Source organism: Serratia sp. NPDC087055 (assembly GCF_044900985.1).
Classification (GTDB): domain Bacteria; phylum Pseudomonadota; class Gammaproteobacteria; order Enterobacterales; family Enterobacteriaceae; genus Serratia.
On sequence record NZ_JBJDOG010000007.1, the window covers coordinates 36,256 to 49,220 of the forward strand.

The window sequence follows — 12,965 nt, forward strand, 5'->3', positions numbered from 1 at the left end:
AAGTTCCCCCTAGGACGCATTGGCGCCGATAGGTGTTGTTCCCCCGAAGCGACGCTCGCGTTGTGCAAATGCATTCAGCGCACCTTCAAAGACAAGTTCATCAAAATCAGGCCAGAGTACATCAGTAAAGTAAAGTTCAGCATAAGCAATTTGCCACAGCAAAAAGTTACTGATGCGATGTTCACCACCAGTGCGGATCACCAGATCCACCGGTGACAGGTCATTCATGCAGACCCGCTCACCCAGTAACTCTTCGCTAATTTGATCGGGATGCAGTACACCATCCTTCACCTGCTCAGCCAGTTCCCTTACTCCCTGAATAATATCCCAACGACCGCCATAGTTGGCAGCAATGTTGAGCGTCAGGCCATCGTTATTTTCTGTCAGTTGCTCAGAGCGATGGATCCGCTCTTGCAAACGCGTACTGAAACGGCTGATGTCGCCGATCACCCGCAATCTGACGTTATGTTTATGCAGGCTTTTCACTTCGCTATCCAGGGCACGGACAAAAAGCTCCATTAGGGCGGAGACTTCCTGCACCGGACGGTTCCAGTTCTCGCTGCTGAAGGCATAAAGCGTGAGCGCATCTAAATGGTTATTGGCGGCAAAGCTGACAGCACGCCGAACCGATTTCACCCCTGCTTTATGACCGAAGACACGTAACTTACCCTGACGTTTAGCCCAGCGTCCGTTGCCGTCCATAATAATGGCGACATGTCGTGGCCCCAGAGTGGACGGATTAGCCTCTTGTTGATTTGCGGACGACATAACTCGTACTTATTTCCTCAATAGAAATACAACTGCCCTTCCGGAACATCAGACCCTTACGCGCAAAAAAAGCCGTGTGCCCGACACGGCTTTTCAGTCTGCCCAGCAACAGCAGGGAATATCTGCTGCGCCATCGGCATTCGAGATGTCAATCAGGCCATAATTCAACGGTATAACCGCTGACAGGTGGCGCAGACTATACCACCTCAACCGGGCCTGAACAAACGGCCCCACTGCGGCACGCGTAATTTGCGAACAAAATAGGATAATTGCCGGTATCAGTTCCGCAGTGATTTAACGTATCCAACGGCAACCTCACGTGCCTGACGATCTATTTCTAAGACCGCATCAATGCACGTCGGTTCCTGCACGGATAGCCGCTCGACCACTTTTTGGTTCACTGCCGCAATATCGGTAAAGCGAATCTGCTCCTGCAGGAAAGCCGCCACAGCCACTTCGTTAGCTGCATTCAGCGCTGTTGTTGCTGCCTGACCCGCATCAAAAGCGTCAATAGCCAGATACAGGCAGGGGTAGCGCTCTCGCTCAGGTTCAGCAAAGGTCAGTGAGCCAATACGACAGAAATCCAGGGCTTCTACGCCTGAACTGATACGCTGCGGATATGCCATCGCATGGGCGATAGGAGTACGCATATCTGGCGTACCCAACTGAGCCAGCACGCTGCCATCAGCGTAACGCACCATTGAGTGGATCACCGACTGCGGATGCAGAATCACTTCCATTTGTTCGGCCGAGGCATTAAACAGCCAACGAGCCTCAATATATTCCAGTCCTTTATTCATCATGGTGGCGGAATCTACCGAAATCTTGCGCCCCATCGACCAATTAGGGTGAGCGCAGGCTTGATCCGGCGTCATCGTGGCGAACTGTTCCATTGGCGTAGTACGGAATGGGCCACCTGAACCGGTAAGCACGATGCGCGAAACACCATGACTGTCTAATGAAGAGTATCCCAACTGACGCTGAATGCTCTCAGGCAAACTCTGAAAAATCGCGTTATGCTCGCTATCCAACGGCAACAACTGCGTCTGGCTCTTTTGAACCGCATCCATGAACAGGCGTCCGCAGGTCACCAGCGACTCTTTATTCGCCAACAGTACCTGTTTGCCAGCACGAATGGCCGCCAACGTCGGCAGCAGCCCGGCAGCGCCAACAATGGCCGCCGTCACCTGATCGACATCGTCCAGCGCCGCCAATTCACAGGCAGCCTGTTCACCTGACATCACCTCGGTGGCAATGCCGTTCTCCGCCAGCAGGATGCGCAGCTCACGTGCAGCGCCTTCATCCGCCATCGCTGCATAGGCTGGACGAAATTCCATGCACTGTTGCGCCATGACCGCCACATTGCGGCCGGCAACCAGCGCTTTAATCGCGAAACGGTCGGGATTTTCCCTAACCACGGCCAGGGTACTTGTCCCCACTGAGCCGGTAGAGCCAAGAATAGTCAGTTGCTTCATGAGCTCACTCTGAATAACTGTCTGATGAGATCGGAGGTGCTCCAGTGTGTAACCTTGGCCACCACTTGTCCATGATCAATCAGTACGATGAAACGGGATCTGCGCCACAAAAAACAAAGCGCCGCCCAGGCGACGCTTTTTTTCTGCGCGATGCTGATTAGAATTCCATCAGCTCTTTTTCTTTATCCGCCAGCGCGGCATCCAGAAGTTTGATGTACGCATCGGTCAGTTTCTGAACATCGTCCTGTGAGCGACGATCTTCGTCTTCGCTGATTTCTTTGTCTTTCAGCAGCGCTTTAACTTTATCGTTGGCGTCACGGCGAACGTTACGTACAGCCACACGGCCCTGCTCTGCTTCATTGCGTACGATTTTGATCAGGTCTTTACGACGCTCTTCGGTCAAAGGAGGCAATGGAACGCGGATCACGCTACCCGCTGAGCTTGGGTTCAGACCCAGGTCAGAAGACATGATGGCTTTTTCTACCGCAGAACCCAAAGAGCGATCAAACAGGTTGATTGCCAGGGTGCGGGAGTCTTCAACGGTCACGTTAGCCAACTGACGCAGTGGCGTAGCGGAACCATAGTATTCCACCATGATGCCGTCCAGGATGCTTGGAGAAGCACGACCGGTACGGATTTTATTGATTTGGTTTTTGAATGCTTCTACGCTTTTTTCCATGCGTGAATCAGCATCTTTTCTGATTTCATTAATCACGTTGCGAACCCTTGGAAGCTGGATACTTGGCAGGCTATACCACAGTATAGCCCGTGAATTTTACTCAAGGAGAGCGCACAACGCATAGCGTTACCCGCTCCCACTAAATTTGGCAGAACAGCCTTATTTGCTGATCAGCGTACCTTCGTTCTCACCCATCACCACCCGGCGCAGCGCACCCGGTTTGTTCATGTTAAATACGCGGATTGGCAAACCGTGATCGCGAGCCAGCGTAAATGCCGCCAGATCCATCACTTTCAGCTCACGCTCCAACACGTCTTGATAGGTAATATGCTCATACAGTGTTGCATCCGGGTTTTTAACCGGGTCAGCGGAGTATACACCATCCACTTTGGTCGCTTTCAATACCACATCCGCTTCGATCTCGATCCCGCGTAGACACGCAGCTGAATCGGTGGTGAAGAACGGGTTGCCGGTACCGGCGGAGAAGATCACCACGCGGTTATTACGCAGCAGGCTGATTGCTTCTGCCCAACTGTAGTTATCGCACACGCCGTTCAACGGAATTGCCGACATCAGGCGGGCGTTCACATAGGCACGGTGCAGTGCATCACGCATAGCCAGGCCGTTCATCACGGTAGCCAGCATTCCCATGTGGTCGCCCACTACGCGGTTCATGCCAGCTTGCGCCAGGCCCGCGCCGCGGAACAGGTTACCGCCGCCAATAACTACACCGACCTGAATTCCCAGTTCGACCAGCTCTTTAACTTCCTGAGCCATGCGATCCAAAACGCTAGCGTCGATACCAAAACCTTCTGCGCCTTGCAGGGCTTCGCCACTCAGTTTAAGCAGAATACGCTGATATACGGGTTTTGCATTGGTTGCCATGGAGTTCTGTCCTAAGAAGCAGTATTAGTATTGGGGATTTCAGCCGATGAAACGCGCCTGTGTTGAGTATAATGCCACAGGGCTTGCCACCGGTGTAATTCTGGCTGGATAGAATGGAACCGCCTGACGGCGGCTCCATTATACCCTTCATCTTTCACGTTGCCGCTGCGTTGGCTGCCGTCACTTACCCCAGTCACCTGGTAAACCAGGCTTCTGGGAGTTCGCTCAGTTGCCGCCTTGCCGCACCGCGAAATCTATCGGGTATACAGTCATTAAGACTGTTTGCTCATTGCTGCAACTTCAGCAGCAAAGTCATTTGCCGCTTTTTCGATGCCTTCGCCCACTTCGAAGCGGATGAAGTTAACAACGTCAGCGTTGTGCTCTTTCAGCACCTGGCCAACGGTTTTGCTTGGTTCGATAACGAAAGGCTGACCGGTCAGAGAAACTTCGCCGGTGAATTTCTTCATGCGGCCTTCAACCATTTTCTCAGCGATTTCTTTCGGCTTGCCAGACTGCATGGCGATGTCCAACTGAACCTGGTACTCTTTTTCTACTACTTCAGCAGACACATCTTCAGGCTTAACGAATTCTGGCTTGCTTGCCGCAACGTGCATAGCGATTTGCTTAACCAGCTCTTCATCAGCGCCTTTAGCCGCGATCAGAACGCCGATACGCGCGCCGTGCAGGTAGCTGCCCAGCACGTCGCCTTCCAGGGAAGCCACGCGACGGATGTTGATGTTTTCACCGATTTTGGCAACCAGCGCTACACGTTCTTCTTCGAACTGTGCTTTCAACACTTCAACATCAGTGATTTTGCCTGCAACAGCAGCGTCCAGCACTTTGTCAGCGAATGCCTGGAAACCGGCATCTTTAGCAACGAAGTCAGTCTGGCAGTTAACTTCCAGGATCACGCCGTAGTTGCCTTCGATCTTGGTTTTGATCACGCCGTCAGCAGCTACGTTGCCTGCTTTTTTCGCCGCTTTGATCGCACCAGATTTGCGCATGTTTTCGATTGCCAGCTCGATGTCGCCGTTGGACTCAACCAGCGCTTTCTTACAATCCATCATGCCAGCGCCAGTACGTTCGCGCAGTTCTTTTACCAGAGCAGCGGTAATATCAGCCATTTCTTTTTCCTCGGTTATCTCGCGTAGAGACAGTTCTCATTCAGATAAGCAAAGGGGGCCTATAAAGGCCCCCCTAACCAACATATTCAATACCTGGTTAATAAGGGCTCAGTGACGAGCTTGCCTTATTATTCAGCTTCTACGAAGCTTTCTTCCGCTTGAACGGCCAGATCTTGAGAACGACCTTCACGGACGGCGGCAGCAACGGCAGTCAGGTACAATTTGATTGCACGGATTGCATCGTCGTTACCAGGGATGATGAAGTCAACGCCGTCTGGATCGGAGTTGGTATCAACGATAGAGAATACCGGGATACCCAGGTTGTTGGCTTCTTTGATCGCGATGTGTTCGTGATCAGCATCGATTACGAACAGAGCGTCAGGCAGACCACCCATGTCCTTGATACCACCCAGGGAGTTTTCCAGCTTAGCCAGTTCGCGAGTACGCATCAGCGCCTCTTTCTTGGTCAGCTTGTCAAAGGTGCCATCTTGAGACTGGATTTCCAGATCTTTCAAACGCTTGATTGACTGACGAACGGTTTTCCAGTTAGTCAGCATGCCGCCCAACCAGCGATGGTTCACGAAGAACTGATCGCAGTTGTTAGCATATTCTTTTACCGCTTCGCTTGCTGCGCGCTTAGTACCAACGAACAGGATCTTACCTTTACGGGAAGAGATCTTGGTCAGTTCAGCCAGTGCTGCGTTGGCCATTGGTACAGTTTTTTCCAGGTTGATGATGTGAACCTTGTTACGTGCGCCGAAGATGAAAGGCTTCATTTTCGGGTTCCAGTAACGGGTCTGGTGACCAAAGTGTACACCGGCCTGGAGCATGTCGCGCATGGAAACAGTTGCCATGATTAAACCTCTATAGAGTTAGTTGGGGTTATGCCTCCACGTATCCCATAACGCCGACCCTGGCGGTGATAAATCACCTCAGGGCACCCCGGCGGATGTGCCGATACGTGTGTGTTATTTACACAAAGTGAGTGCAGTTAAAGTATTTTCGGCCTTTTCCGTCATTATCACAAGGACGAAGAGCGGATCTGCCGGCGCGCTTTATACCATAAACCCGCCCCCGACACCAACTTTTGTTACCGGCCAGAGGCTGCCAAAGAAATCAAATTTGGCAGCCTCTGGCCGGGCTGGTACCATAAGAGACTGCTTCTTATTTCTTTCTGTTGTCGTCGAGCACGACACCTGCGGACGAATTTCATGGCAATCTCAATTAAAACACCTGATGACATCCAAAAAATGCGCGTGGCTGGCCGATTGGCCGCCGAAGTGCTGGAAATCATCGAGCCGCACGTCAAACCTGGCGTGACCACCGGCGAACTGGATCGTATCTGTCACGATCACATCACCAACCAACAGCAGGCCATTTCTGCTTGTCTTGGCTACCACGGTTTTCCGAAGTCCGTCTGTATTTCGGTCAACGAAGTGGTCTGCCACGGTATCCCGAGCGATGACAAAGTCTTGAAAGATGGCGACATTGTGAATATCGACGTCACCGTGATCAAAGACGGTTTCCATGGCGATACCTCCAAGATGTTCATTGTTGGCAAGCCGACCATTCTGGGTGAGCGCCTGTGCCGCATCACGCAAGAAAGCCTGTATTTGTCACTGAAAATGGTGAAGCCGGGCATCCGCCTGCGCACGCTGGGCAAAGAGATCCAGAAGTTCGTCGAAGCCGAAAACTTTTCCGTGGTACGTGAGTACTGCGGCCACGGTATTGGCGAGGTCTTCCATGAAGAACCGCAGGTACTGCACTATGACGCCGATGACGGCGGCGTGGTGTTGCAGGCCGGTATGGCCTTCACGATCGAACCTATGGTTAACGCCGGTGATTACCGCATTCGTACCATGAAAGACGGTTGGACGGTAAAAACTAAAGATCGCAGCTTGTCGGCACAGTATGAGCATACTATTGTGGTCACAGATAACGGCTGCGAGATAATGACGTTGCGCAAGGATGACACCATCCCCAACATCATTACGCACGAAATGTAAGAGCTGCAACTGCGTCACTGCAGCTCGTTATATAGATAGGCTGGTATTAACCCGATGGATTTCCAGTTGCGGCAAGGTAGCAACGGGAAAGATGAAGGGGATTACCGGCCTTTTTTATGGGCTGCGTACTATGTCTGAAAACTTCCGCCAGCAAGACACCTCGGTCATTCCACAACAGGCCATGCCAGAGCAGCCTGAATATCCCAACGCCTACGGCGATGAAGAGATTAACTGCATCGCGCTGAAACAGCGCCTTGAGCAGTTCCAACTCTGGCTCGCCGCGGCATTTAATGCCGGCTCCAGCGCGGAAAGCCTGGTCGCCGCCCGTAGCGACTTTATCGACCGTCTGCTACGCCGCCTGTGGGCCTTCTACGGCTTTAAAGATATCCCTGAAACCGCACTGGTGGCGGTTGGTGGTTATGGTCGTGGCGAATTGCACCCGCTTTCGGACATTGACGTGCTGGTGCTGAGTCAGAGCCGCCTGAATGAGCAGCAATCACAGCGTGTAGGGGAATTTATCACTCTGCTATGGGACCTGAAGCTCGAAGTGGGCCACAGCGTGCGAACGCTGGAGGAGTGCCTGTTGGAAGGGCTGGCAGACCTGACCGTTGCCACCAACCTGATTGAATCGCGAATGATCTGCGGTGATGTCGCCCTATTCCTGCAAATGCAGAAGCACATCTTCAGCGATGGCTTCTGGCCATCCCCCAAATTTTTCCACGCGAAATTGGTTGAGCAACAGGAACGCCATCAGCGTTATCACGGCACCAGTTACAACCTTGAGCCAGACATCAAAAGCAGTCCCGGCGGGTTGCGCGATATTCACACGCTATTGTGGGTCGCTCGCCGTCACTTCGGGGCTACCTCACTGGATGAGATGGTCGGTTTCGGTTTCCTCACGCAGGCCGAGCGCAACGAACTCAACGAGTGCCAAAGCTTCCTGTGGCGCATCCGCTTTGCCCTGCATCTGGTGCTGCCGCGCTATGACAACCGGCTGCTGTTCGATCGCCAACTCAGTGTAGCGCAGCTGTTGCGCTACGAGGGGGAAGGCAACGAGCCCGTTGAACGCATGATGAAAGACTTTTATCGCATGACGCGCCGCGTGGGCGAATTGAATCACATGCTGCTGCAACTGTTCGACGAAGCCATCCTCGCACTGGACGCGACAGAAAAGCCGCGCCCGCTGAATGATGATTTTCAACTGCGCGGCGATCTTATCGACCTGCGTGACGAAACATTGTTTATCCGCCAACCTGAATCCATCATGCGGATGTTCTACCTGATGGTACGCAACCGCGATATCAAAGGCATTTACTCCACCACGGTGCGTCAACTCCGCCACGCGCGTCGGCACCTAAAGCAGCCACTGTGCAACATTCCAGAGGCTCGCGAACTGTTTATGGCCATTTTGCGCCACCCAGGCGCGGTATCACGGGCGCTGGTGCCGATGCATCGCCACAGCGTGCTGTGGGCCTATATGCCGCAGTGGGGCAAAATTGTCGGGCAAATGCAGTTCGATCTGTTTCATGCCTATACCGTTGATGAGCACACCATTCGCGTCCTGCAAAAGTTGGAAAGCTTTGCCGATGCGGAAACCCGGCCACGCCACCCGCTGTGTGTGGAGCTGTATCCGCGTCTGCCAAACCCAGAGTTGTTGTTGTTGGCCGCCTTGTTCCACGATATCGCTAAAGGACGTGGCGGCGACCACTCTATCCTGGGTGCACAAGACGTGTTGGAGTTCGCTGAATTGCACGGTTTGAACTCCAGAGAGACCCAATTGGTTGTCTGGCTGGTGCGTTGCCACCTGTTGATGTCGGTAACCGCACAACGCCGTGATATTCAGGATCCGACGGTTATTCAGCAGTTTAGCGCAGAAGTACAGAGCGAAACCCGTCTGCGTTACCTGGTTTGTCTGACCGTAGCGGACATCTGTGCCACCAACGAAACCCTGTGGAACAGCTGGAAACAGAGCCTGTTGCGTGAACTGTACTTTGCCACCGAGAAACAGCTGCGCCGTGGCATGCAAAACAGCCCGGATCTGCGTGAGCGCGTGCGCCATCACCGCCTGCAGGCATTGGCCCTGTTACGTATGGATAATATCGATGAAGAAGCGCTGCACCGTATCTGGAGCCGCTGCCGTGCCGATTACTTCCTGCGCCACTCGCCTAATCAGTTGGCCTGGCACGCACGCCACTTGTTGGCCCATGACTCCACCAAACCGCTGGTATTGGTCAGCAGACAAGCGACGCGTGGGGGCACTGAAATTTTCATTTGGAGCCCTGACCGTCCGTATCTGTTTGCCGCCGTAGCCGGCGAAATGGATCGGCGTAACCTCAGTGTTCATGACGCACAAATCTTCACGAACCGCGACGGCATGGCAATGGATACCTTTATTGTGCTGGAACCCGATGGCAGTCCACTCGCCCAGGACCGTCACGCGGCGATCCGACACGCACTGGTACAGGCCATTACTCAACGAGAGTATCAACCGCCGCGCGTGCGCAGGCCGTCCTCCAAGCTGCGTCATTTCAGCGTGCCGACCGAGGTCAGTTTCTTGCCAACCCATACTGACCGCCGGAGCTATCTGGAACTGACCGCACTGGATCAACCCGGCCTGCTGGCCCGGGTAGGCGAAGTATTTGCCGATCTCGGTCTGTCTCTGCACGGCGCACGCATCTCCACCATTGGGGAGCGGGTGGAAGATTTATTTATTCTTGCCGACAGCGATCGACGCGCCCTTAACCCGGAAACACGCAGAAAGTTGGAACAACGGTTGACAGAGGCCCTCAATCCAAACGATAAATTGTGATACAAGTAACTTTTTCGTAGACAACATCAGGACAGAGAACAGCATGCAGCAATTACAAAACGTTATTGAAAGCGCCTTCGAACGCCGTGCAGAAATCACTCCGGCGAACGCAGACACCGTAACGCGCGAAGCGGTAAACCAGGTGATCGGCCTGCTGGACAGCGGCGCCCTGCGCGTTGCCGAGAAGATTGACGGTCAGTGGGTAACGCATCAGTGGCTAAAAAAGGCCGTGCTGCTTTCTTTCCGCATTAATGACAACAAAGTGATGGACGGTGCAGAAACCCGTTATTACGACAAGGTGCCAATGAAGTTCGCTGATTACGATGAAGCGCGCTTCCAGAAAGAAGGCTTCCGCGTCGTACCACCAGCCACGGTTCGCCAAGGTGCATTTATTGCACGCAACACGGTTCTGATGCCTTCCTACGTGAATATCGGTGCTTACGTTGACGAAGGCAGCATGGTGGATACCTGGGCCACCGTCGGTTCTTGCGCGCAGATCGGTAAAAACGTACACCTGTCAGGCGGCGTGGGCATCGGTGGCGTTCTGGAGCCCCTGCAAGCTAACCCAACCATCATCGAAGACAACTGTTTCATCGGCGCACGCTCAGAAGTGGTTGAGGGCGTGATCGTGGAAGAGGGCTCGGTGATCTCCATGGGCGTATATCTGGGCCAAAGCACCCGCATTTACGACCGTGAAACCGGTGAGGTGCATTACGGTCGTGTCCCAGCAGGTTCCGTGGTGGTTTCCGGCAACCTGCCATCCAAAGATGGCTCTTACAGCCTGTATTGCGCGGTCATCGTCAAGAAAGTCGATGCCAAAACGCGCGGTAAAGTCGGTATTAATGAGCTATTGCGTACCATCGACTAAAATAGATATGGCGGGTGATTAACCCGCCATTTTTTTGTCTTCATTACGTGAGCTGTCACAGTCTCTGGCGTGGTTATTCGCCATAATCCCAGACCGTGGAATAAAGTCTATTTATAAGGTGGCGCTATTATGTATGACAACCTGAAAAGCTTAGGAATCAATCAACCGGAAGATGTCGATCGCTATAGCCTGCGTCAGGAGGCCAATAACGACATTCTTAAGATTTATTTCCGCAAGGACAAAGGCGAGTTCTTTGCCAAGAGCGTGAAATTCAAATATCCGCGCCAACGTAAAACTGTGGTAGCAGACAACGCCGGTCAGGGTTACAAAGAAATCCATGAAATAAACCCGAACCTGCGCTACGTCATTGATGAGCTGGATCAGCTATGCCAACGCGATCAGGTGGAAGTGGATCTGAAACGCAAAATTCTTGATGACCTGCGTCATCTGGAAGGTGTGGTCTCACACAAAATTGCCGAGATCGAATCCGATCTGGAAAAACTGACCCGCGGTAAATAAGCTGTAACTGTAGGGGCGCAGCATGCTGCGCCCGCATCAATCGGTGCGAATGTATTCGCACCCTACAGGCGACGGGTAATGCTATTTCAGCAATGTGCCCCACTGCTCGACCCACGGGCAAGAAACCACTTCCGGCTCAGGCTGTTCCATCGCATCAATTTCCAGCACTTCACCTACACGGGTTGCCCCCTGTTCCTGAAGCAGTGCATCAAATGCCCGTCCAGCGCCGCAGAAATTGTCATAGCTGCTGTCACCCAGCGCGATCAGCCCATAACGCAGTTCCGGTTGGTAACCGACCTGGTCACGGATCGCATGGAACAAGGGTGCAATACTGTCCGGCAAATCGCCTTGACCCGTCGTGGAGGTAATCACCAATGCGTAGTGTTGACGGTAAAACTGCCAAGCCTCAAGCGTGCCCTCTTCAAACAGTTTGACCTCATGGCCCTGTTCGCTGAGGATATTTTCCGCTTCTTCTGCCACTAACAGCGAATTACCGTAGACCGTTCCCACGAAGATTCCAACCTGAGCCATTGCCCCTACTCCCTTACATACCTTTGAAAATGATCAACTATCCTGACCGCTCGTCAGGGGAAACTCAACCCTGGCAAGCTCAGGGATACTCTCTGCCCAGCCAAATTGTGACATGACACCCTGCCAAGGCTCATCCCAACGCGCAGAAAGAAGCAACGGCTCACCGGTCACCGGATGATTCAGTTGTAAATGGCTGGCGTGGAGCATCAGGCGTGAACAGCCGAAATGCTGAGCCATACCCCGGTTCTGACGCAGGTCGCCGTGTTTACTGTCACCGATGATCGGATGACGGATATGCACCATATGGCGGCGCAGCTGGTGCTTGCGGCCATTTTCCGGCTTCAGTTCGACCAGGCTATAGCGCGCACTGTCGTAACGCCCAATGGCCACCGGCATCTCTACCTGCGCCAGTGATCGATAATGCGTCACTGCTGGTTGTGGCCCTTTGTCCTTCGAGGCAAATTTGTCCGCAATTTTATCCAGCTCTTCCGTCAGCGGATAATCGATAGTATCGCCTTCTGGCACAAAACCACGCACTACCGCGTGGTAGGTTTTTTGCATCTGATGTTGTTCAAACTGCTGCGATAGCAGCCGCGCGACGTCGCTGGAGAGTGCCATCAGCAGCACACCGGAGGTAGGGCGATCGAGCCGATGTACGGTAAACACATGCTGGCCGATCTGATCGCGCACGGTCTGCATGACAAATTGGGTTTCATGGCGATCCAACCAACTGCGGTGCACCAACCACCCGGAGGGCTTGTTCACCGCCACCAAGTACTCATCCTGATAAAGGATCTCAAGCATTATTGAGGCTCTTTATTCAGCATGAGATCCAGACGCTGCAACTGTACCAGCAGCGGCATGCAGTTAGGTTCGCTATCTTTCAGCGCCTCTTCAAAGTAAGGCGCAATAGCGAAACGCGTCGGGAGCGGCGAGCCGGCGTCCAACAACGCGTACATACGTGGTAGAAAGACCCATTGCAACCACGCTTCCGCCGACATGCTGCCTATGCAAAACGGCTCGGGGCTGGCGAAGGCTTCAGGCTCTGGCGGCGTGGCCTGCCACAGCGCCAACTCTCGCATTGACTGTTCAATCGCCTGCAAACTAAGGCGAACCTGATTTTGTATACTCATCTGCATTATCGATCCGTTTAAACCATGATATTCAGCGGCGCGGCTGAAAGGCGGCAAAGCATAGCATTTTACTTTTTATAGCCCAAATCCAGCTGAGTGGATAACCTTCGAGCATTTGAACTGGTGGCCTACAGAACCGCACGGCACAATATACTCACCAAATAAACC

At 53.2% G+C, this 12,965-nt stretch carries 13 protein-coding genes; 4 read left to right on the top strand and 9 right to left on the bottom strand.

Annotated features, from left to right (window positions below):
* Nucleotides 1-9 precede the first annotated feature (9 nt).
* The 6 genes from ispU to rpsB form a co-directional block, all read right to left on the bottom strand.
* Nucleotides 10-768 (bottom strand): (2E,6E)-farnesyl-diphosphate-specific ditrans,polycis-undecaprenyl-diphosphate synthase, encoded by a 759-nt coding sequence (ispU, locus tag ACI2J2_RS22125; protein WP_209639871.1) that lies wholly within the window; start codon nucleotides 766-768, stop codon nucleotides 10-12.
* 278 nt (nucleotides 769-1,046) lie between these two features.
* A complete protein-coding gene (gene ispC / locus ACI2J2_RS22130; RefSeq protein ID WP_265556466.1) occupies nucleotides 1,047-2,243 on the bottom strand; it encodes a 1-deoxy-D-xylulose-5-phosphate reductoisomerase in 1,197 nt (398 codons plus the stop codon).
* Nucleotides 2,244-2,400: 157 nt separating this feature from the next.
* Nucleotides 2,401-2,958 (bottom strand): ribosome recycling factor, encoded by a 558-nt coding sequence (frr, locus tag ACI2J2_RS22135; RefSeq protein ID WP_209639865.1) that lies wholly within the window; start codon nucleotides 2,956-2,958, stop codon nucleotides 2,401-2,403.
* A 123-nt stretch (nucleotides 2,959-3,081) separates the two neighbouring features.
* Complete coding sequence (gene pyrH, locus ACI2J2_RS22140) at nucleotides 3,082-3,807, bottom strand: UMP kinase (RefSeq protein ID WP_004952223.1); 726 nt, start codon at nucleotides 3,805-3,807, stop codon at nucleotides 3,082-3,084.
* Between the two features lie 272 nt (nucleotides 3,808-4,079).
* Entirely contained in the window at nucleotides 4,080-4,931 is an 852-nt protein-coding gene (tsf, locus tag ACI2J2_RS22145) for a translation elongation factor Ts (RefSeq protein ID WP_209639862.1), read from the bottom strand.
* 128 nt (nucleotides 4,932-5,059) lie between these two features.
* Nucleotides 5,060-5,785, bottom strand: a complete 726-nt coding sequence (rpsB, locus tag ACI2J2_RS22150; RefSeq protein ID WP_004952226.1) for a 30S ribosomal protein S2 — start codon at nucleotides 5,783-5,785, stop codon at nucleotides 5,060-5,062.
* 357 nt (nucleotides 5,786-6,142) lie between these two features.
* Here rpsB and map point away from each other — a divergent pair, with 357 nt between their 5' ends.
* The 4 genes from map to ACI2J2_RS22170 all read left to right on the top strand — a co-directional run bounded on the left by map (nucleotide 6,143) and on the right by ACI2J2_RS22170 (nucleotide 11,133).
* Nucleotides 6,143-6,937 carry a type I methionyl aminopeptidase gene (gene map, locus ACI2J2_RS22155; RefSeq protein WP_209639859.1) on the top strand — a complete coding sequence of 265 codons (795 nt, stop codon included), beginning with the start codon at nucleotides 6,143-6,145 and terminating at the stop codon, nucleotides 6,935-6,937.
* A 130-nt stretch (nucleotides 6,938-7,067) separates the two neighbouring features.
* Nucleotides 7,068-9,746, top strand: coding sequence for a bifunctional uridylyltransferase/uridylyl-removing protein GlnD (glnD, locus tag ACI2J2_RS22160; RefSeq protein WP_404760863.1), 2,679 nt, complete (start codon nucleotides 7,068-7,070; stop codon nucleotides 9,744-9,746).
* A 43-nt stretch (nucleotides 9,747-9,789) separates the two neighbouring features.
* The gene (gene dapD, locus ACI2J2_RS22165) at nucleotides 9,790-10,614 is read left to right on the top strand and encodes a 2,3,4,5-tetrahydropyridine-2,6-dicarboxylate N-succinyltransferase (RefSeq protein ID WP_037418465.1); all 825 of its coding nucleotides are present in this window, start codon (nucleotides 9,790-9,792) and stop codon (nucleotides 10,612-10,614) included.
* Nucleotides 10,615-10,743: 129 nt separating this feature from the next.
* Nucleotides 10,744-11,133 (top strand): DUF3461 family protein, encoded by a 390-nt coding sequence (locus ACI2J2_RS22170; RefSeq protein ID WP_006318690.1) that lies wholly within the window; start codon nucleotides 10,744-10,746, stop codon nucleotides 11,131-11,133.
* A gap of 81 nt (nucleotides 11,134-11,214) precedes the next feature.
* Here the strand turns inward: ACI2J2_RS22170 and ACI2J2_RS22175 are convergent, their stop codons facing one another.
* From ACI2J2_RS22175 to ACI2J2_RS22185, 3 genes are read right to left on the bottom strand one after another with little or no spacing between them, the layout of a single operon-like run.
* On the bottom strand, nucleotides 11,215-11,664 hold the full coding sequence (locus tag ACI2J2_RS22175; RefSeq protein WP_209639853.1) for a flavodoxin: 450 nt from the start codon (nucleotides 11,662-11,664) through the stop codon (nucleotides 11,215-11,217).
* A gap of 33 nt (nucleotides 11,665-11,697) precedes the next feature.
* Complete coding sequence (gene truC, locus ACI2J2_RS22180; RefSeq protein ID WP_209639851.1) at nucleotides 11,698-12,468, bottom strand: tRNA pseudouridine(65) synthase TruC; 771 nt, start codon at nucleotides 12,466-12,468, stop codon at nucleotides 11,698-11,700.
* Nucleotides 12,468-12,797 (bottom strand): YqcC family protein, encoded by a 330-nt coding sequence (locus ACI2J2_RS22185; protein WP_209639848.1) that lies wholly within the window; start codon nucleotides 12,795-12,797, stop codon nucleotides 12,468-12,470. The genes truC and ACI2J2_RS22185 overlap by 1 nt, the downstream gene beginning before the upstream one ends.
* Nucleotides 12,798-12,965: the final 168 nt, after the last annotated feature.